The 19162-nt window shown below is 63.6% G+C and carries 19 protein-coding genes; 10 read left to right on the forward strand and 9 right to left on the reverse strand.

Features of this window, described 5'->3' with window-relative positions; genetic code table 11:
• The first annotated feature begins 15 nt into the window (after positions 1-15).
• The gene (gene xth, locus V6B08_RS19000) at positions 16-783 is read left to right on the forward strand and encodes an exodeoxyribonuclease III (protein WP_341983863.1); all 768 of its coding nucleotides are present in this window, start codon (positions 16-18) and stop codon (positions 781-783) included.
• Between the two features lie 135 nt (positions 784-918).
• Here xth and V6B08_RS19005 read toward each other — a convergent pair whose 3' ends face one another.
• Positions 919-2760: a methyl-accepting chemotaxis protein gene (locus tag V6B08_RS19005; protein ID WP_341983865.1), complete on the reverse strand. Its 1842-nt coding sequence runs from the start codon at positions 2758-2760 to the stop codon at positions 919-921.
• A gap of 338 nt (positions 2761-3098) precedes the next feature.
• On the opposite strand from V6B08_RS19005, the gene V6B08_RS19010 reads away from it, so the two are divergent.
• The 3 genes from V6B08_RS19010 (at position 3099) to V6B08_RS19020 (ending at position 6162) form a co-directional block, all read left to right on the forward strand.
• Positions 3099-5150: a PhoX family protein gene (locus V6B08_RS19010; protein WP_341983867.1), complete on the forward strand. Its 2052-nt coding sequence runs from the start codon at positions 3099-3101 to the stop codon at positions 5148-5150.
• A 182-nt stretch (positions 5151-5332) separates the two neighbouring features.
• Positions 5333-5845, forward strand: coding sequence for a hypothetical protein (locus V6B08_RS19015; protein WP_341983869.1), 513 nt, complete (start codon positions 5333-5335; stop codon positions 5843-5845).
• Positions 5846-5925: 80 nt separating this feature from the next.
• On the forward strand, positions 5926-6162 hold the full coding sequence (locus tag V6B08_RS19020) for a hypothetical protein (protein ID WP_341983871.1): 237 nt from the start codon (positions 5926-5928) through the stop codon (positions 6160-6162).
• 21 nt (positions 6163-6183) lie between these two features.
• Here V6B08_RS19020 and V6B08_RS19025 read toward each other — a convergent pair whose 3' ends face one another.
• The 8 genes from V6B08_RS19025 to V6B08_RS19060 form a co-directional block, all read right to left on the reverse strand.
• Positions 6184-7146 carry a pentapeptide repeat-containing protein gene (locus tag V6B08_RS19025; protein ID WP_341983873.1) on the reverse strand — a complete coding sequence of 321 codons (963 nt, stop codon included), beginning with the start codon at positions 7144-7146 and terminating at the stop codon, positions 6184-6186.
• 70 nt (positions 7147-7216) lie between these two features.
• Positions 7217-7756 (reverse strand): gamma carbonic anhydrase family protein, encoded by a 540-nt coding sequence (locus V6B08_RS19030; RefSeq protein WP_341983876.1) that lies wholly within the window; start codon positions 7754-7756, stop codon positions 7217-7219.
• Between the two features lie 10 nt (positions 7757-7766).
• The gene (gene argC, locus V6B08_RS19035) at positions 7767-8807 is read right to left on the reverse strand and encodes an N-acetyl-gamma-glutamyl-phosphate reductase (RefSeq protein WP_341983878.1); all 1041 of its coding nucleotides are present in this window, start codon (positions 8805-8807) and stop codon (positions 7767-7769) included.
• 99 nt (positions 8808-8906) lie between these two features.
• Complete coding sequence (locus V6B08_RS19040; RefSeq protein WP_341983880.1) at positions 8907-9968, reverse strand: ABC transporter substrate-binding protein; 1062 nt, start codon at positions 9966-9968, stop codon at positions 8907-8909.
• 157 nt (positions 9969-10125) lie between these two features.
• On the reverse strand, positions 10126-10533 hold the full coding sequence (locus tag V6B08_RS19045; protein ID WP_341983882.1) for a hypothetical protein: 408 nt from the start codon (positions 10531-10533) through the stop codon (positions 10126-10128).
• An 85-nt stretch (positions 10534-10618) separates the two neighbouring features.
• A complete protein-coding gene (locus V6B08_RS19050; RefSeq protein ID WP_341983884.1) occupies positions 10619-11941 on the reverse strand; it encodes a TRAP transporter large permease in 1323 nt (440 codons plus the stop codon).
• Entirely contained in the window at positions 11938-12441 is a 504-nt protein-coding gene (locus V6B08_RS19055) for a TRAP transporter small permease (RefSeq protein ID WP_341983886.1), read from the reverse strand. Before V6B08_RS19055 ends, V6B08_RS19050 begins: the two co-directional genes overlap by 4 nt.
• A gap of 154 nt (positions 12442-12595) precedes the next feature.
• Positions 12596-13660 carry a TRAP transporter substrate-binding protein gene (locus V6B08_RS19060; protein ID WP_341983888.1) on the reverse strand — a complete coding sequence of 355 codons (1065 nt, stop codon included), beginning with the start codon at positions 13658-13660 and terminating at the stop codon, positions 12596-12598.
• A gap of 221 nt (positions 13661-13881) precedes the next feature.
• Here V6B08_RS19060 and V6B08_RS19065 point away from each other — a divergent pair, with 221 nt between their 5' ends.
• The 6 genes from V6B08_RS19065 to V6B08_RS19090 are packed head-to-tail and all read left to right on the forward strand — an operon-like array spanning position 13882 to position 18947.
• Positions 13882-14517 carry an anthranilate synthase component II gene (locus tag V6B08_RS19065; protein WP_341983890.1) on the forward strand — a complete coding sequence of 212 codons (636 nt, stop codon included), beginning with the start codon at positions 13882-13884 and terminating at the stop codon, positions 14515-14517.
• Positions 14514-15563 (forward strand): anthranilate phosphoribosyltransferase, encoded by a 1050-nt coding sequence (gene trpD / locus V6B08_RS19070; RefSeq protein WP_341983892.1) that lies wholly within the window; start codon positions 14514-14516, stop codon positions 15561-15563. The genes V6B08_RS19065 and trpD overlap by 4 nt, the downstream gene beginning before the upstream one ends.
• Positions 15556-16356 carry an indole-3-glycerol phosphate synthase TrpC gene (trpC, locus tag V6B08_RS19075; protein ID WP_341983894.1) on the forward strand — a complete coding sequence of 267 codons (801 nt, stop codon included), beginning with the start codon at positions 15556-15558 and terminating at the stop codon, positions 16354-16356. The genes trpD and trpC overlap by 8 nt, the downstream gene beginning before the upstream one ends.
• A gap of 2 nt (positions 16357-16358) precedes the next feature.
• Positions 16359-16847: a cyclic pyranopterin monophosphate synthase MoaC gene (gene moaC / locus V6B08_RS19080; RefSeq protein ID WP_341984476.1), complete on the forward strand. Its 489-nt coding sequence runs from the start codon at positions 16359-16361 to the stop codon at positions 16845-16847.
• 13 nt (positions 16848-16860) lie between these two features.
• Complete coding sequence (locus V6B08_RS19085) at positions 16861-18075, forward strand: molybdopterin molybdotransferase MoeA (protein WP_341983896.1); 1215 nt, start codon at positions 16861-16863, stop codon at positions 18073-18075.
• Between the two features lie 2 nt (positions 18076-18077).
• Positions 18078-18947 (forward strand): MBL fold metallo-hydrolase, encoded by an 870-nt coding sequence (locus V6B08_RS19090; RefSeq protein ID WP_341983898.1) that lies wholly within the window; start codon positions 18078-18080, stop codon positions 18945-18947.
• The last annotated feature ends 215 nt before the right edge of the window (positions 18948-19162 follow it).

Raw genomic sequence — 19162 nt, forward strand, 5'->3', positions numbered from 1 at the left:
TAGTTTGAGCGCCGCATGAAAATCGCCACCTGGAATGTCAATTCGGTGAAGGCCCGCCTGCCCAATGTGCTGGAATGGCTGAAACGCGCTCAGCCGGATGTGGCCTTGTTGCAGGAAATCAAATGCGTCGATGCCGATTTCCCCACGCTGGAATTCGAGGCGCTGGGCTACAAGGCCATACCGCATGGCCAGAAAAGCTATAATGGCGTCGCGCTGCTCTCGAAGCTGCCCGTGGATGCCGTGCGCACCCGCCTGCCCGGCGACGATAGCGACGAACAGGCACGCTATATCGAGGCCGATATTGGCGGCGTGACCATGGGCGGTCTCTACCTGCCGAACGGCAACCCGCGCCCCGGCGACAAGTATGAGTACAAGCTGGCCTGGATGCGGCGGCTGGAAGCCCATGCCGCCAGCTTGCTGGCGCGCGATGTGCCGTTCCTGCTCGCTGGCGATTACAACGTCTGCCCCACCGATGCCGATGTCTACGATCCGGCAGGCTGGCAGGAAGACGCACTCTGCTATGTCGACACACGCCAGCGTTTCCGCGCGCTGCTTAATTTAGGCCTCACCGAAGCCTGGCGCGCACTGCACCCGCATGTGCAGGATTATTCCTTCTGGGATTACCAGGCCGGCGCCTGGTTCAAGAATCACGGCCTGCGTATCGACCATTTCCTGCTCAGCCCGCAACTCGCCGACCGGCTCAAGGCCTGCGAGATCGACCGCCAGCCGCGCGGCCTGGAAAAAGCTTCCGACCACGTGCCGGTCTGGGTGGAGATAGAATAAAAACAAACGCGTGGATGCCCTGCCTCCGCAGGGCATGACGAAAAAAAGCAACGTCATGCGCGGACTTGATCCGCGCATCTCATGCCGATTGATAAAGATGCCCGGGTCAAGCCCGGGCATGACGACCGTGTCGAACTAAACCTTGAACCCGATGCGGAAGCCGCCCCAGTGGCGGCCCTGGATGTTGATTGGGGCTGACACGTCCTTCATCAGCAGCAGCATGCCGCCGCCCATGTCGCGGCGATAGCATTGCAGCAGATAGGGCTTGGTGTTGCGGCCGCAGGCGAGGCCGACCGGATCGCCGAAGATGCGGCGGTTGCGGCTGTTGGCGGCATTCCATACCGGGTCGCTGCCCTGCGGCTGGCTGTATTTCAGATTGTGGGTCGGCAGGAATCCGTTGCGGTCGATGGCAGCGCAGAAGGCGATGCCGCTATTGGCAGAGAGGATCGGTTCCTGAATCTTCGGCAGGTAAGCGTCGGTGAATTTGACGAACCGCGTCATATGCTGCTGCGGGTTGCTGCCCTGGATCGGCACGTAATTCTCGTCGAACAGGTCTTCCAGGCGGATTTCGCCGCTGGCCAGGCCGCGCTCGAAGACTTCCATGATCTGGCCGGCACCCTGCTTGGCGGCACGCACAAAAGGCAGATCGGCAGCCGTGGTGACGAAGGCGGTCTGCTCCGCCAGCGCCGCCACCTGCTTGTCGATCACCTGGATCGACGACGAGGTGCGCTGCACCACCGCCAGGTATTCCTTGGTGCCCTGATCCATGCCCCGGATGGCGCCGGCAACACCACGCACGCGGTCAACCTGTTCGCTTGACGCGGTTTCGATATCGACAAGCTGCTGCCCCATGCTGTCGATGGCGCCGACAATCTGCTGCAGCACAGTGCCGGTTTCCGATACCAGCTCGACGCCTGAACGGACCTTGTCATTCGATTGCTTGATGATGGCGCCAATATCCTTCGACGCATTGGCGGAGCGCCCGGCCAGCGCGCGCACTTCCTGCGCCACCACGGCAAAGCCTTTTCCCGCTTCGCCGGCGCGGGCCGCTTCCACGCTGGCATTCAGCGCCAGCAGGTTGGTCTGGAAGGCAATCTCGTTGATCAGCGAGGTGATCTCGGAAATGCGCTGCGACATTTCCGCCATCTCGTTCATCGCCTCGATCGAACGGTTCACCACCTTGACGCCGTTTTCCGCCGCGCCGCGCGCCTGCCCGGCCTGCTGGTTGGCGCGCTTGGCGGCGGCCTCGTTGGCATGCGCGGCCTCGTTCAGGCTCTGGGTATCGGCAGCCACCTGGCTCAAGGATTCCGACTGCGCCTCGGCCTTCTGCGCCAGGCCGGTGGCTTCGCGGTTCAATTGCACCGTGGAGGCGGAAATCTCGTTCGCTGCCTGCAGGATAGTGCCAACCACTTCGCTCAGGCGGTGGATCGCCTGTTCCGCGCCATCGCGCATGGCGCCGAAATCGCCGCCCTGGGTGTAGTCCATGCCATGCGACAGATCGCCTTCTGCCATGCGGGCGAAAAGCTGCTTCAACTCGCCGACCACCTCGTCCAGCGTTTCCGCCATGTGGTTGAAGCTCTGGGCCAAAGCCTGATCGTCCGAGCCGGTGACACGGCGATGCAGCACGCCCTCGGCAATGGCGCCGCAAAGCTCGGCCACCGCCATGACCGAAGCCTTGCCGGCCCGCGCCTGTTCGGCTGCCGCCTGTTCCAGTTCGCTGACTCTTTGCCGCAGGCCGTCGCGCTCGGCCTGGAGATCACCCCATAGTGTGTCGAGCCGCTCGAAACTGCCGAAATGCGCCGTCGGCCGCGCGCTCGCAGGCAGGCCGGGCCAGCGCCGCAATGCCTCGCCAAAACCGCCATCGCCAGCGCCGCCGATCACGAATACCAGTCCCAGCAGTGTCAGCAGCCCGATACCGAGCAGGGCGCCGAGCAGGGCATTGCCGCCCAGGCTCTGCCCGAACGTGTAGGCCGCCATGGCCGCCAGTACCAACATCACCAGAACCGGCACCCCGGCCCGCAACCCTGACGGTAAACCTGCAATCACCCGCATAACCCCTCCCGGCTAGATCGCCTCGGCTGACGGATAAAGGCCCGGCGCCATGGCGTTATTTTTTGCTAATTCTAGTCCTGGTGAAGCCGTCAGGGAACGTCCTTTAAAGGATAGCCCGGATGCGCCTCTGCGACCTTAGTCGAAGTCCGTCGCGTCATGCGTCACAGATCGGACATCGAATCTTCATCGGGTTGTATTGCGCCCAGGCTATCCAGCCACGTGCCCCGCAGCATCCGCGCAAGCCCCTATGAAAAGTTACCGGCATGACCCTTGATTCGCCTCGCAAACCCCACCGCCTCCAGGCCGGCCAGACCCGCGCCCAGGCCTACGAAGCCTCGCAGGATATCGGCATCAACACCGCGCCGACCGATGTGTTCGCCAAGATCGCCGCTCGCCGCTATGGCCGCCGCGACCTGCTGAAGGGCCTCGCCGCCAGCACCGCCCTCGCCGCCCTGCCCGCCACGACCCTGCTGCCCGACAGCGCCGTGGCCCAGGCCCAGCTCCCGGGCAAGACCCCGGCCCGCCACAGCTTCGCCTTCGCCGAGGTGACGCATGGCGTCGACCGCACCCATCACGTCGCCGCCGGCTACAACGTCGATGTGCTGATCCGCTGGGGCGATCCGGTAACCGCCGACGCGCCGGCTTTCGATCCGCGCAACCAGACTGCCAAGGCGCAGCAGAAGCAGTTCGGCTACAACAACGACTATGTCGCCTACATGCCGTTGCCGCTGGGCAGCAGCAATCCGAACCGCGGCCTGCTGGTGGTGAACCACGAATACACCAACGAAGAACTGATGTTCCCGGGCCTTGGCCGCCAGGAAATGAAGGAAGTGAACTTCAAGGACATGACGCCCGAGCTGGTCGCCATCGAGATGGCGGCGCATGGCATGAGCGTGGTGGAAATCCAGAAAACGCCTGAAGGCAAATGGTCGGTGGTGACTGGCAGCCGCCATAACCGCCGCCTGGATGCGCTGGAAACGCCGTTCGAGATCACTGGCCCGGCCGCAGGCCATGCCCGGATGAAGACCAAGGCGGATGCCACGGGCCGCCGCGTCATCGGCACCATCAACAACTGCGCCGGCGGCGTTACGCCCTGGGGCACGGTGCTGTCGGGCGAGGAAAACTTCCACGGCTATTTCTGGGGCAAGCTGGACGAGGCCAACCCGGAAGCCCGCAACCACAAGCGTTTCGGCGTGCCGGACAATTGGTATGCCTGGGGCAAGTTCCATGACCGCTTCGATGTCAACAAGGAGCCGAACGAGCCGAACCGCTATGGCTGGATCATCGAAGTCGATCCCTATGATCCGCGCTCGGTGCCGAAGAAGCGCACCGCGCTTGGCCGCGTGAAGCATGAAGGCGCCACTCCGGTGGTGAACCGCGATGGCCGCGTGGCGGTGTATTGCGGCGACGACGAGCGTTTCGAGTATGTCTACAAGTTCGTCACGGCGGGCCGTTTCAACGCCGCTGATCGCGCCGCCAACATGAACCTGCTGGATAGCGGCACGCTGTATGTGGCGCGCTACAATGCCGATGGCAGCGGCGAATGGCTGCCGCTGGTTTTCGGCCAGGGGCCGCTTAACCAGGCCAACGGCTTCCAGTCCCAGGCCGATGTGCTGATCGAGACCCGCCGCGCCGCCGACCTGCTCGGCGCCACCAAGATGGATCGGCCCGAGGAAGTGGAAGTCAATCCGGTGAGCGGCAAGGTCTACGCCATCATGACCAACAACAGCCGCCGCAAGGCCGATCAGGTGGATGCCAGCAATCCGCGCGCTGCCAATGAATGGGGCCAGATCGTCGAGATGGTGGAAGCCAATGGAGACCATGCCGCGCTGCGCTTCACCTGGGATTTGTTCATCAAGGGTGGCGATCCGCTGAACCCGGCGGTGGCCGGCTCCTATGGCCCGGAAACCAGCGTCAATGGCTGGTTCGCCTGCCCCGACAATGCCGCCTTCGACAGCCAGGGCCGCTTCTGGGTTGGCACCGACCAGGGCGAAGCCTGGAAGAAGGCCAGCGGCACCGCCGACGGCATCTGGGCGGTGGAGACCGAAGGCCCGAACCGCGGCAAGTCGAAGATGTTCTACCGCAACCCGGTCGGCGCCGAGATCTGCGGCCCCTATTTCACCCCCGACGACAAGAGCCTGTTCGTCTCGGTGCAGCACCCGGCCGCCGATGGCGCCGAGAGCTTCACCAAGAACGGCAAGGTTTCCAGTTTCGAGGATCCGGCCACCCGCTGGCCGGATTTCCGCGACGACATGCCGCCCCGGCCGTCGGTCATCGTGATCACCAAACTCGATGGCGGCGTTCTGGGTAGTTGATCCCCACCCCTTCACCCGTCTCCGCCACCAGAGGCCCCCGGATACCCTGCCGGGGGCCTTTTTTTGAGCCGAACAGTCCGTAAACGGCCGATTTCCGCCCTCAAGCGGGGTCTATTCTTTCCCCAGCCAGCCCGATATAACCTCGGGTGGCATTTAACACTGACGTTATCGATTCGACGGACATGGCGACCAGAAAGGAACGCGCCCGCTTCATCAAGGCCCCTCAGGGCCTGAAACAGCGTGCGGTCAATTACAAGACCGGCCTTGAGCTGAACCTCACGGACGAGGTGCGCTCCAAGATCGAAGCCACCATCATGGAGAGCAAGGATGAGTTCTCCAATGAGGTGCTGGGCAAACTGCGCGAGATGCGCCGTCTGGCCGCCGAAGCCGAAACCGATGAATTCCAGCGCATCTTCATTCTGAACAACATCACCGACCTGGCTTTCGACGTGAAGGGCATGGGCGGCACTTTCGGCTTCCCGCTGTTGACCCATCTGGCCAAGTCGCTGCACGACTTCATGAGCAAGATGGCGCTGCCCAACGATCGCCAGTTCGAGGTCATCTCGATCCATATCGACGCGCTCTATGTGGTGCTGGCGCGCGGCATCACGGGGGTCGGCGGCCGGCTGGAGAAGGAACTTCTCGACAGCCTGCGCATCGCCGTGGACATGACCAAGGATCCGGTCGAAGAATAAGCCCGGACAAGAAACAGGCTTAATGCCTGTTCACCATATGCGTTTACGCTTCGCTTAACCTTTGCCGGCAGGATGCCGCCATGACCAGCGATGCCGATATCTGGCGAGCCGCCCGCGACCTGATCGCGGACCATGGCGCGCGCCATGCCGAAGTCCATGCCGCCTCCCGGGTGGATGAGATGTTTTCCAGCGGCAATTTCGTCGGCCATTTGCTGTGGCGCCGCATCCTCAAGGCAGTGCGTGGCCTCAACGCGCAATCCGGCAGCCGACCGGCCGCCAGCGCGGGCACAGGTCCAGGCGGCAGGTTCCGGCGTTAGACTCGCCTCTTTCAGAAATCTTCAGGTCTTGAGCGTGGTCGGGATGCCGCGCGCGCCGTCTATCGCCGAGCCGCGCAGATCGGCATCGGTGAAATTGGCATACATCAGGTTGGCGTCGCGCAGGTCGGAGCAGATCAGCTTGGCGCCATGCAGGTTGGCATTGGCGAGATTGCATTGCCGCAGATCGGCGCCACTCAGGTTCACCTGCGCCAGATAGGCACCGGCCATGTACCAGCCGACCATCACGGCACGGCGGCCCGCGGTGCCCTCGGTTTCCACCCAGCGCATATGCTGGCGCACCGTTTCATCCAGAATATGCTGTGCCACCGGATCCGGCACGCGGGCATCCGAGCCTTTGAGCTGCTTGAACATATCCTGCGTCATATCCGCCAGGCGGAAATTGGCATCGCGCAGCTTGGCGCCCTTCAATTGCACGCCGCTCAGCGTGGCATAGGAGAAGTCCGCGCCTTCGAGATCGGCATTCTCCAGAATCGCGCCATCAAGAATGGCACCGACGAAGGAAGCACCCAGCAACTTGGCCTGACTCAGATTGGTGTTGTGCAGGTTGCTCTCGTTCAGCATCACCGTGCCGCCCTTGCCATGCGGCAATGTCGGCGGCTCGGTCAGCGGCCGCATATCGGCATTCTCGAACCGGGTACCCTTGAGGATGGCACGCGACAGGTCAGCGCCGCGCAGGTTGGTCCAGATCATGCGTGCGTTGGTCAGGTCGGCGCCTGAGAAATCGCAGCCGGACAGCACCGCCTGGCTGAAATCGACATCGCGCAGATCGGCGCAATAGAAGCGGCAGCCCTGGAAGATCGTGCGCTGCAGATTGGTGCCGGCCAGCTTGATGCCGGTTAGGTCGGCGCCGCTTAAGGTAAGCTGCTTGCCGCGCGGAATCTTGGCATTCTTGTTGGCCAGAAATACGCCATGCTGGCGTATCTGGTCGAAGAAATCGGCATGAGCAGCATTGCTCTCGGTCATCAGGCCCCTCCTGGGTCCATCATCCCGCAAAATGCCGTTGGATTCGTCAACAAATCCTTAAAATTTTGACTTAAATACCAGCTAGAGTGGCGCGGTACTTGGCGCCAAGCGCGGCATAATGGCGCGGCGTGTTCTGCATCATCGCCACTTCCTTGTCCTGGATCGGACGCAGGAAGGCAGCCGGACGCCCGGCCCAGAGTTCGCCAGCCTTGACGCGCTTGCCCGGCGTGAGCAGCGCCCCGGCTGCAAGCATGCCGCCGCCTTCAATGACGCAGCCATCCATCACCGTCGCGGTCATGCCGACGAAGGCGCCATCCTCCAGCACGCAGCCATGCAGCAAGGCCATGTGGCCCACCGACACGTTGTCGCCAATGGTGGTGGAGAAACGGTCGGTGGTGACATGCACCACCGTGCCATCCTGGATATTGGTGCCGGCACCAATGCGGATCGAATGCACGTCGCCGCGAACGGTGACGTTGAACCACAGCGAACTACCGGCACCAATTTCCACATCGCCGACCACCACCGCATTCGGCGCGATGAAGGCATCCGCGGCGATGCGCGGATACTGGTCGCCGAATGGCAGGATCAGCGGCTGCTGCACGGCCATGCTTACGGCCTTACGGGAACATCGCGAGCTGCTCGAGCCCGACGGTTTCCGGAATGCCGAACATGACGTTGAAGTTCTGCACCGCCTGCCCGCTCGCGCCCTTCATCAGGTTGTCGATGGTGCAGAACAGCATGGCGCGGCCCTTGAGCCGGTCGGCAAACACGCCGATATGCGCCAGGTTGGTGCCACGCACATGCCGTGTCTGCGGCGCCACGCCCTGCGGCACCACCTTCACAAACTGTTCGTCGGCATAGCGCTTGACCAGCGTGGCCCGCAGGTCTTCCGCCGTGGCGCCATCCTTCAGCTTCACATAGATGCTGGACAGCATGCCGCGGCTCATCGGCATCAGATGCGGCGTGAAGTTCACCATGATCGGCTGGCCGGTGGCTTCCGAAAGAATTTGCTCGATCTCCGGGCCATGCCGGTGCGAGGCCACGCCATAGGCATGCACGCCTTCGGTGACTTCGCAGAACAGCGAACCTTCCTTCGCCGCCCGGCCGGCACCCGAAACGCCCGACTTGGCATCGATCACGATATCATCCGGGTCGATCTGGCCGGCCTGCAGCAGCGGGATCAGCGGCAGTTGCGCCGAGGTCGGATAGCAGCCCGGATTGGCCACCAGCCGCGCCTGCCGTACCTTGTCGCGATAAACTTCGGTGAGGCCGTAGACCGCTTCCTTCTGCAGGTCCGGCGCCCGGTGCTCATGGCCGTACCACTTGGCGTAATCCTCCAGGCTGGTGAGCCGGAAGTCGGCCGAGAGGTCGATCACCTTGAGATGCGTGGGCAGGCCCGCGATCACTTCCTGCGTGGTGCCGTGCGGCAGGGCGCAGAACACGGCATCGACGCCGCTGAAATCGACTTCCTTGATCGACACCAGCTTGGGCAGGTCATAGCCGAGGAATTGCGGGAACACGGTCTCGATGCCCTCGCCCGCCTTGCGGTCGGCGGTGAGCGCCACGATGCGGACGCGCGGATGCCGCACCAGCAGGCGGAGCAGCTCCGCGCCGGTATAACCGCTGGCACCCAAAATCGCGACCCGGATCGTATCCATGGTCCTGCACTCCTCTCGATTGGCGATGAAAACGCCGCATCGATATAGCGCCCGCCGGGCGGCAGGGGAATAGCTAAATTGTGCTGGTGCAATCCAGGGTTAGGCGATGGCCCGCATACTTGCCGGCGGCAGGTACTTGTCCGACCAGATGGCGTCCACGGTGGCGGTCTTGGAGAGGTTATAGGCGCTGGCGATGGTGTTGATGCCACGCTGCAGCTTGGCCGGATCAATGGCGCCCAGCCCCAGCTTCCTGCCCTCTTCCGTGCGCACCTGGTGCGTCAGCACCCATTCCAGGCGGTCCTGTTCGATATCCGGCTTCACCAGGGCATCGGCCTTCACCAGCGCATCGGTCACGGCCTTGGAATTCTTCATCGCATCCTGCCAGCCGCGGCAGACGGCGCGGCAGATGCCCGGAATGGCGGCTTCGTTGTCTTTCAGGAACTTGCGCGAGACCACCACCGAGTTGCCGTAGAAGTCGAGGCCGTGATCGGCATAGAGCATGATCGAGACATCCTCGATCTTGTGGCCCAGGCCCTTCAGGTTCAGCCACACGGTGGAATCAAAGCCGGTGACGGCATCGACTTCGCGGCGGATCAACTGGCTTTCACGCAGCCGGATATCGACATTGTTGAACTTCACCTGCGCCGGATCGAGGCCGTTCACCTTGTAGAAGACCGGGAACAGCTTGAAGGCGTTGTCGGTGAGCGGCCCGCCCACGGTCTTGCCGATCAGGTCCGCCGGCTTGGTGATCTTGGAGGATTTCCAGCTCACGATGGCGGCGGGCGTGACCTTGTAGATATTGAACACCGCCAGCGGCACCTGCTCCGGGAAGCCGGCATAGAATTCACCCAGCGAGGTGAGATCGGCGAAACTGGCGTCATATGTCATGGATGCCACGCGTTGCAGCGCATCGGCACCCGATGCCGGGTCCATGGCGGTGATCTCGATGCCCTCGGCGGCGAAGTAGCCCTTCTCCAGCGCGTAGATGAACGGCGAGTTGGTGCCGTTGCGCGGCAGGTTGAGGGAGAATTTCACCGCCGTCCTGGCGGTCTGGGCATAGATCCGCTTCGGCATGAAGGGCGCGGCCAGAGCGGCGGCCGAGGTGGCCAGCAGGGTACGGCGCGAGGGCTTCAGGATAGTGCGGGAGGCTTTGGCGGGCATGACGAGCTCCAGGGTTATGGTTCCCGTCATTCTAGGCTCTGCCTAGTTTTTGTCGCGCCTATAGATTCGGCAGAAAGTCCATAAGTTATTCAAAAACATTGACTATTTAAACACCAGCGCAGGCGCCGCTCCAGCTAACCGCTTGATTGCATTCAATTCAAACGCGGGCCTCGAGCCAAAACCGGGCAGCACAGATATCGTTGAAATAGCGCAGGCGCTCCTGCCCGATCTCCGCCTGTGTCTTTGCACCTCGGGTAGCAGCGTAAACTTCCGGATTGTCGCGCCGCACGATAGCGATGCGGCGCTTATCGGTGCCAGCACCAGCCTGTTCCCGCACTTGGCGCATGCGCAGCGCAAGCTGGCGAATAGTGGCCACATCCGGAATCCACGCTGTCTGGCGCAGATCGAAGAGAAAGCTATAGCCGCTGATTGCCGCGTCATCGAAGCCGCCGGCGGAATAAAGCTCGATCAACTGCTGATCGGTGACGCAGCCGAGGAAGACAATGGTGGCGAGCCGAGCGCCGTCATCAATCTCGAAAGCGATCTGCCCAGACGGCACCGCCACGGCTTCCTCGCAATCCTTGCTTGATCTGGCGCCAAACTTACGCCGATTTTTGCGCGACCCGAAAGCACGTTTCCGTCATTGGCACCTAATCCAGCAGCCGCATCAGCCAGAGCGAAATCGCCGGAAAAGCTGTGAGCAGCGCCAGGCGGGTGATATCGGCGGCAATGAACGGCAGCACGCCGCGATAGGTAGTGACGATAGGTACGTCCTTGGCTATGGCGCTGACCACGAACACGTTCATGCCGATTGGCGGCGCCGTGAGGCCGATGCCTACAACCACCAGCACCAGGATGCCGAACCAGATCGCCACCTCATCCGGTGGTAGGCCGAAATCCAGCGCCATCACCACTGGGAAGAAGATCGGCAGGGTGAGCAGGATCATCGCCAACTCGTCCATTACCGCGCCGAGCACCAGATAGGCCACCAGAAGCAGCACCATCACGCCATAGGGCGGCAGGCCGGAGCCGGCAATGGCATCGGCAAGCTGCATCGGCAGTTGGGTGAGTGCCAGGAAGGCGTTGAACACCTCGGCGCCGAGCAGGATGGCGAAGATCATCGCCGCCGTCTCGCCGGTCTGCAGCAGGCAGGTCTTGATCGAGTCCCAGTTCAGTTCGCGCTGGCTCAGCGCCAGCACGAAAGTCGCCACAGTACCCACAGCGGCGCCCTCCGTGGGCGTGAAAATGCCGGCATAGATGCCGCCCAGCACCAGCAGCACAACGCCAAGGAAGCCCCAGACCCGAAGCAGTACGCGGCGGCGTTCAGGCCCCTGCAAGGCGATTTCCTGCACCGGGCCGGCGGCGGGATCGCGGCGCACCGTCCAGGCGATGGCGATGGTGTAGAACACGGATGCCAGCAGGCCCGGAATCAGCGCCGCCGAGAACAGCTTGACAATATTCTGCTCGGTGGAAATGGCATAGACCACCAGGATGATCGAGGGCGGAATCAGAATGCCGATCACGCCGCTGATCGCGATGGTGCCGGTAGCCAGCGCCATGCCGTAATTGTAACGCTTCAGTTCCGGCAGCACGGCGCGGCCGAAGGTGGCCGTGGTAGCCACCGAGGAGCCGCAGATGGCGGCGAAGATCGTTGCCGCCCAGATCACCGCCATCGCCATGCCGCCGCGCACCTTGCCGACCAAAGCGGCGGCGGCGAGGAACAGGTTGCGCGACTGGCCGCCACGTTCGGCGAAGGCGCCCATCAGGATGAACAGCGCGATCACCGAGAGCGTATAATTGGAAAACAGGTGATACGGCGTCGATTTCAGGTAGTTCAGGAAAATCGCGCCGCTGGTCAGATGGGTATAGCCGATGCTGCCGACCACCAGCATGGCAAGCCCCACCGGCATGCGCAGCGCGATCAGCCCGAGCATCGCGACGAAGGCCGTCAGGCCCAGCATCAGGCCGCTCATGACTTCCTCCGGATCAGCGTCCAAGCCGTTGCCAGGGTGACCAGGCAGAGTATGGCGGCGAGCACGGAAGCCACGCCAATGGCCCAGCCGGTCGGCAGGCCCAGCACCATGGAAACCGTGTTGCTTTTGATCGTGTCCATGGCGCCGCGCAGCAACTGCACCGAGATGATGCCGGCCATCACGGCATAGACGATATCCCACAACGCATCGAGCAGATCGCGCGCGCGCTGCGGCAGCCAGTTGGTGAAGGTATCCACCACGATATTGCCGCGCCGCGCCTGGCAATAGGGCAGGAAGCAGAAGACCGAAAGTGCCGTCGCCATCTGCACGATCTCGAAATCGCCGCCGATGGCGCCAAGCCCGCTGCCACGGATGACAACACTGACCATGACCACGAAAGCCGCCGCCATCACCATCAGGCCGCCAAGGATAGCCAGCGGCCGGGTGATGCCGGCCAGCACGGCGCGCTGATCGCCGGCAGGAGTGTCGTTATCGTTCATACTGCTTCACCCATCGCGGTTTGCCGCTTGCCCCCGCACCCTCTTGCCACGCTTCCGCAGCCGCATCCATGTCTTTTTTCGTATACGTTTACTGTGTTATCGCAAAAGAAATGCCCGGGCCGAAACCCGGGCATTCGTTGTGCTGCAAGCGCTATCAGGCCTTGTCGTACTTGGCCACCAGGGCGCGGGCATGCTCCAGCATCTTGCCGCCATCCACGCCCTTGTCCTTCATCGCCTTGATCCAGTCGTCGATCACCGGCTGGGTGGCCTTGCGCCAGCGCGCGGCTTCGTCGGCGCTGATCGCGGTGATCGAGTTGGAGCGCTTGCGCACCATGTCGGCAACCGCAACGCCTTCGTTGTCCCACATCTCGCCGGCCAGCTTGGCCAGTGCCTGGCCGGAATTGGCATCCAGGATCTGCTTCAGGTCGGCAGGCAGCGAGGCATACTTGGCCTTGTTCATCGCCAGGATGAAGGTGGCGGTGTAGAGCGTCGGCGAACCCGGAATCTCGATATGGTTCTTTACCAGCTCATGCACCTTCACCGCCGGCACCACTTCCCACGGGATGACGCAGCCATCCAGCACCTTCTGCGCCAGCGCCTCGGGCAATTGCGGAATTGGCATCGGAATGCCGGTGGCGCCGAGCGCCTTCAGCGCCTCGCCGGCAAAGCGCGTCGGCGAACGCAGCTTCATGCCCTTCAAATCCTCCATGGTCTTCACCGGCTTGGAGGCGTGGATCAGGCCGCCGTCATGCGACCAGACCACGATGGGATGCACTTCCTTGAATTCCTCGCGCAGATAGGTCTCGTAGAATTCCTGCGTCGCCTGGGCATTGGCAATTCCGCGCTTGGCGGCGACGAAGGGCAGTTCGAACACCTCGACGCCTGGGAAACGGCCCGGCGTGTTGCCCGGCAGGGTCCAGACCAGATCGGCCACGCCGTCGCGCGCCTGGTCGAAAAGCTGCGGCGGCGCGCCGCCAAGCTGCATCGCCGGGAAGATATCCACCTTGAGGCGGCCGCCGGACTCGGCTTCAAGCTTCTTCGCCCACGGCGTCCACAGCTTGGTATGGACATTCGACACCGCCGGCAGGAAATGGTGCAGCTTCAGCGTCACCTGCGCCTGCGCGCGGGCGTTGCGGATCACCATCGGGCTGCCGACAAGGGGAGAAGCGACGGCGGCAGCGCCGGCAAGGGTCAGAAAACGACGACGACCTATACCCATAGTTTCACTCCCTGGTTGGTTTTTCGTTATATGGCAGGCAGTTTAGGCGCAGATTCGATCATAATAAAGGTATGACGAGATTATAGTTTGGCGCATTTCCATATCATTACCGGTATGGAAAAGCCTTTCCCGCGCATTCCCGGGGCATAAAATCCCCCTGTCACGGCGGTTCACCCTTGGGCTGAAATGCTTTACGGTGCCTCCGCTTAGCCGAGGCGAACATGCTGGTACTGATCGACAATTACGACAGCTTCACCTGGAACCTGGTCCATTATTTCGGGATGCTGGGCCAGAAAGTGGAGGTATTCCGCAACGACGAGAAGTCGGTGCGCGAGGTGATGGCGCTGAAGCCGAACGGCATCGTGCTGTCGCCCGGCCCCTGCGACCCGGATCGTGCCGGCATCTGCCTCGACCTGATCCACGCCGCTGCCGACACCACGCCGATCTTCGGCGTATGCCTTGGGCATCAGGCCATCGGCCAGGCCTTCGGCGGCCAGGTGGTGCGGGCGCCGCAGCCACTGCATGGCAAGCTGAGCCGGATCAAACATGACAATACCGGCGTGTTCGCCGGGCTGCCGCAGGATTTCCTTGCCACCCGCTACCATTCGCTGACCGTGGCGCCTGAAACCCTGCCGAATTCGCTGCGCGGCAATGCCTATGCCGAGGATGGCGTGATGATGGGCCTGGCCCATGCCGCCCTGCCGGTGCATGGCGTGCAGTTCCATCCCGAAAGCATCGCCTCCGAGCATGGCCTGCGCATGTTGGCGAATTTCCTGCGCGGCTGCGGCCTGGGCGTCGAGGACGAGGTGCTGGAGAAAGCCGTCAAAGCTCAAGCTAGCCAGGGCCAGGCGGCATGAGCGCAGACGTCGACAGCTTCAAGCGCCTGCTCAATCAGGTGGCCGGCGGCGCTTCCCTCAGCGTCGAGGATTCCCGCCTCGCCTTTGACGTAATGATGTCGGGCAACGCCACGCCATCGCAGATGGGCGGCTTCCTGATGGCTTTGCGCGTGCGCGGCGAGACGGTGGACGAGATTACCGGCGGCGCACTGACCCTGCGCGCGAAAGTCACCAGCGTGAAGGCGCCGGATAACGCCATCGACATCGTTGGCACCGGCGGCGATGCCAAGGGCACCTGGAACGTCTCCACCTGCTCGGCGCTGGTGGTGGCCGGAGCCGGTGTGCCGGTGGCCAAGCATGGCAACCGCGCGCTGTCATCCAAGACCGGTGCCGCGGATGTGCTGACCGCACTGGGCGTCAATATCGATTGCGACCTGCGGCTGATCGAGAAGGCCGTCCATGAGGCCGGCGTCGGCTTCCTGATGGCGCCACGGCATCACGGCGCCATGCGCCATGTCGGCCCGACCCGCGTCGAGCTCGGCACCCGCACCATTTTCAACCTGCTCGGCCCCCTTTCCAACCCGGCTTTCGTGAAGCGGCAGTTGCTTGGCGTGTTCGCCAAGCAATGGGTGCGGCCGCTGGCGGAAGTGATGGGCAAGCTCGGTTCCGAGCGCGTCTGGGTCATGCATGGTTCCGATGGCCTGGATGAGATGACCCTCACCGGCCCGACCTATGTGTCCGAACTCAATAACGGCGTGGTCAGCGATTTCGAGGTGGTGCCGGAAGATGCCGGCCTCTCGCGCGTGCCGTTCGACCTGCTCAAGGGCGACGATCCGGTGACCAATGCCGTGGCGTTGCGCGGCGTGCTGAACGGCGACAAGAATGCCTTCCGCGATATCGTGCTGCTGAATGCCGGCGCCGCCCTGTTGATCGCTGGCCGCGCGGCCAATCTCAAGGACGGTGCGAAACTGGCGGCCGAGGCGATCGACAGCGGCAAGGCCCGCGCCGCGCTGGCGAAGCTCGTCGAGATCACCCACGAAACCTTGCCGGAGGCCGCCCGTGAGTGACGTGCTGGCCAAGATCTGCGCCGACAAGCTGGTGCATATCGCCAAAGCCAAGGCGGCCAAGAGCTATGCTGACGTGGAAGCCGAGGCACGCCTGACCGTGGCACCGCGCGGCTTCCATGCCGCGCTCAAGGCCAAGGTTGCCGCCGGCGGCTATGGCCTGATCGCCGAGATCAAGAAGGCCTCGCCGTCCAAGGGCCTGATCCGCGCCGACTTCGATCCGCCGAGCCTCGCCCGCGCCTATCAGGATGGCGGCGCCGCCTGCCTCAGCGTGCTCACCGACGTACCGTATTTTCAAGGCAGCGATCTCTACCTCCAGCAAGCACGCGCCGCTGCGCCCTTGCCGATCATCCGCAAGGATTTCATGCTCGACACCTACCAGGTGGCGGAAGCCCGCGCGCTCGGCGCCGATTGCATCCTGCTGATCATGGCAGCCCTGAGCGATGCCCAGGCCGCCGAACTGGAAGACGCGGCGATTGCCTTCGGCCTGGATGTGCTGGTGGAAGTGCATGATGCCGCCGAGACCGAGCGGGCGCTGAAGCTGAAATCCAAGCTGCTTGGTGTCAACAACCGCAATCTCAAGACGCTGGAAGTGAGCCTCGCCACGTCCGAGGCGCTGTCCGCGCTGGTTCCGGCAGGCTACACGCTGGTATCGGAGTCCGGCCTCCACACCAAGGCCGATCTCGACCGCATGGCGCGGATCGGCGCGCATTGCTTCCTGGTCGGCGAAAGCCTGATGCGCCAGCCGGACGTGCGCGCGGCAACGCAGTTGCTGCTGACCGGCAAAGCCGAGTGACCATGGCGAAAAACAAGCCGAAGCTCTCGCATCTCGACGACCAGGGCCATGCCCATATGGTCGATGTGTCAGACAAGGCCGAGACCGAGCGCGTGGCGGTGGCCGGTGCCCGCGTGCATATGCAGGCGGCGACGTTGAAGCTGATCCTTTCCGGCAACGCGCCGAAAGGCGACGTGCTGGCCACCGCGCGCATTGCCGGCATCATGGCGGCCAAGCGCACCCATGAGCTGATCCCGCTCTGCCATCCGCTGGCGTTGACCAAGGTGACGGTGGAACTGAAGCCGTTGCGCCGGCAGAACTGCATCGACATCACCGCCACCTGCAAGCTCAAGGGCAAGACCGGCGTGGAGATGGAGGCGCTGACCGCCGCCAGCGTGACGGCGCTGACGCTCTACGACATGGTGAAAGCGGTGGATCGCGGCATGACCATCACCGACCTGCGCCTGCTGCATAAATCCGGCGGCAAGTCCGGCACCTTCGAGGCCAAATGATACCGGCCAGCCCATGATACCGGTGAGTGACGCCCGCGCCCGCATCCTGGCCGCGCTGCCGCGCATGCCGGCTGAGACGGTGGCGCTGGCGGATGGCCTGGGCCGCGTGCTGGCCGAAGCGCTGACCGCGCGCCGCACCCAGCCGCCCTTCGCCGTCAGCGCCATGGATGGCTGGGCGGCACGGCAGGCCGATCTCGGCACTATCCCCACCACGCTGACGCCGATTGGCGCGGTCGCCGCCGGTGCTCGCTTCGAAGGCGCAGTCGGCTTGGGCGAAACCGTGCGCATCTTCACCGGCGCGCCGCTGCCTGATGGCGCCGATGCCATCGTGATCCAGGAAGACGCGGATTTGGGCGCCGATGGCCTGCTCACCGTGCGCGAGGCGCCGAAGCCGGGGCAGTGGATCCGCCGTGCCGGCCTGGATTTCTCCGAAGGCGACCTGCTGATCCCGGAAGGCCGCCAGCTTGGCCCCACCGACATCGCATTGGCCGCCGCCATGAACCGGCCCTGGCTGGCGGTACGGCGCAAGCCGCGCATCGCCGTGCTGGCCACCGGCGATGAACTGGCCCGTCCTGGCGATCCGATCGGCCCAAACCAGATCGTGTCGTCGAACAATTTCGGCATCTGCGCGCTGGTGAGAGAGTCCGGCGGCGAGGCCGTCGATCTCGGCATCGCACGCGACACCGAAGCCGACCTGCGCGCCAAGGCGGAAGCGGCTGCCGGCTGCGATCTGCTGATCACGCTCGGCGGCGCCAGCGTCGGCGAGCATGATCTGATCCACAAGGTGCTTGGCACCGGCGGCGGCGGCATCGACTTCTGGAAAATCGCCATGCGCCCGGGCAAGCCGCTGATGTTCGGTCGCGCTGATCTACGCGACAAGGGCAGCATCCCTTTGCTCGGTCTGCCCGGCAATCCGGTCTCGGCCTTGGTCTGTGGGCAGCTTTTTCTGCGCCCGGCGATCCTTGCCATGCTCGGGCAGGACTGGACCGTGCAGACCGAACTGGTGCCCAGCGCCACCGAACTGGCGGCGAATGACAAGCGCGAGGATTACCTGCGCGCCCGGCTGCGCCAGGAGGCCGATGGCCGCCTGGTAGTGGATGCCTCGTCGAAACAGGACAGTTCGATGCTCCGGCTGCTCACCGATGCCGATGGCCTGGTGATCCGCCCTGCCCTGGCGCCGCCGGTAAAGGCCGGCGAGCTGGTGCCGTTCCTCAGGCTGCGGCGCTGATCATGCAAGTCACGCTGCTCGGCACCGGCTGCCCGCAAGTCTCCACCGACCGCTACGGCCCCGCCAGCCTGCTGGACTGGCAGGATAAGCATTACCTGGTCGATTGCGGCTCCGGCGTAACGCAGCGGCTGCTCGGCGCCGGTTCGGCCGGCAAGCGCATCGAGGCGTTATTCCTCACCCATCTGCATTCCGATCATCTGGTCGATCTCTACCAACTGATCGTTTCCTCCTGGCACCAGGGCCGCGACAAGCCGCAGCGCATCTATGGCCCGCGCGGCACCAAGGCCTATGCCGCCGGCCTGATGGCCCTGTGGAAACCCGAACTCGATGCCCGCATTGCCCATGAGAAGCGGCCCTCCACCACGGCCCTGCAACTCGACGTTACCGAGTTGCAGGATGGCGACGTGATCCGCGACGGCGCGCTCAGCATCACCGCGATTGCCGTGCGGCACCAGCCGGTGACGGCGGCCTTCGGTTACGTGTTCGACGACGGCACGCACCGCGTGGCGTTCAGCGGTGATACCGCCTATTGCCCTGAACTCATTGCGGCAGCCAAAGGCGCCGACGCCCTGGTGCATGAATGCTTCATCCACCGCGAGATGCTGGCCCTGCCCGGTGTGCGTGGGCCGGAAACCATCCAGAATGTCGCCGCCTATCACACGCTCTCCACCGAGGTCGGCAAAGTGGCGCGCGAGGCCCAGGCGAAATGCCTGATCCTCAACCATTTCGTCCCGGTGGTGTTCGACCGCATGAAGCTGCTGGATGAAGTGCGCGCCGATTTCGCCGGCCCGGTGCTGATCGGCGAAGACCTGATGCGCTTCGACAGCACCAGCCGCAGCGTCACGCACCGCGACGCGCTGATCGCGCTTTAGGCCTCCGCGCTTATACCGGTGGCAGTCCGGTTTAGCTTTTGGGTTGTCTATTCCGGCCAGATTAAAAAAATAGTCGTCATGGTCGGCGCAGGCCGACCATCCACGAGTGCTTTTACTTCCTAACAAAGCAACAAAAAACGCGTGGATGGTACGCCTACGCGTACCATGACGGCTTTAGGTATGAGGGGGCCGCATCCAGCACCTAGCCGTAGTGG

It is taken from the genome of Ferrovibrio sp. MS7 (assembly GCF_038404985.1).
Classification (GTDB): Bacteria; Pseudomonadota; Alphaproteobacteria; order Ferrovibrionales; family Ferrovibrionaceae; genus Ferrovibrio; species Ferrovibrio plantarum.

Coding starts and splice junctions, on each gene's coding strand:
- xth (WP_341983863.1), top strand. CDS start 16: ATGAAAATCGCCACCTGGAATGTCAATTCGGTGAAGGCCCGCCTGCCC.
- V6B08_RS19005 (WP_341983865.1), bottom strand. CDS start 2,760: ATGGCGGCCTACACGTTCGGGCAGAGCCTGGGCGGCAATGCCCTGCTC.
- V6B08_RS19010 (WP_341983867.1), top strand. CDS start 3,099: ATGACCCTTGATTCGCCTCGCAAACCCCACCGCCTCCAGGCCGGCCAG.
- V6B08_RS19015 (WP_341983869.1), top strand. CDS start 5,333: ATGGCGACCAGAAAGGAACGCGCCCGCTTCATCAAGGCCCCTCAGGGC.
- V6B08_RS19020 (WP_341983871.1), top strand. CDS start 5,926: ATGACCAGCGATGCCGATATCTGGCGAGCCGCCCGCGACCTGATCGCG.
- V6B08_RS19025 (WP_341983873.1), bottom strand. CDS start 7,146: ATGACCGAGAGCAATGCTGCTCATGCCGATTTCTTCGACCAGATACGC.
- V6B08_RS19030 (WP_341983876.1), bottom strand. CDS start 7,756: ATGGCCGTGCAGCAGCCGCTGATCCTGCCATTCGGCGACCAGTATCCG.
- argC (WP_341983878.1), bottom strand. CDS start 8,807: ATGGATACGATCCGGGTCGCGATTTTGGGTGCCAGCGGTTATACCGGC.
- V6B08_RS19040 (WP_341983880.1), bottom strand. CDS start 9,968: ATGCCCGCCAAAGCCTCCCGCACTATCCTGAAGCCCTCGCGCCGTACC.
- V6B08_RS19050 (WP_341983884.1), bottom strand. CDS start 11,941: ATGAGCGGCCTGATGCTGGGCCTGACGGCCTTCGTCGCGATGCTCGGG.
- V6B08_RS19055 (WP_341983886.1), bottom strand. CDS start 12,441: ATGAACGATAACGACACTCCTGCCGGCGATCAGCGCGCCGTGCTGGCC.
- V6B08_RS19060 (WP_341983888.1), bottom strand. CDS start 13,660: ATGGGTATAGGTCGTCGTCGTTTTCTGACCCTTGCCGGCGCTGCCGCC.
- V6B08_RS19065 (WP_341983890.1), top strand. CDS start 13,882: ATGCTGGTACTGATCGACAATTACGACAGCTTCACCTGGAACCTGGTC.
- trpD (WP_341983892.1), top strand. CDS start 14,514: ATGAGCGCAGACGTCGACAGCTTCAAGCGCCTGCTCAATCAGGTGGCC.
- moaC (WP_341984476.1), top strand. CDS start 16,359: ATGGCGAAAAACAAGCCGAAGCTCTCGCATCTCGACGACCAGGGCCAT.
- V6B08_RS19085 (WP_341983896.1), top strand. CDS start 16,861: ATGATACCGGTGAGTGACGCCCGCGCCCGCATCCTGGCCGCGCTGCCG.
- V6B08_RS19090 (WP_341983898.1), top strand. CDS start 18,078: ATGCAAGTCACGCTGCTCGGCACCGGCTGCCCGCAAGTCTCCACCGAC.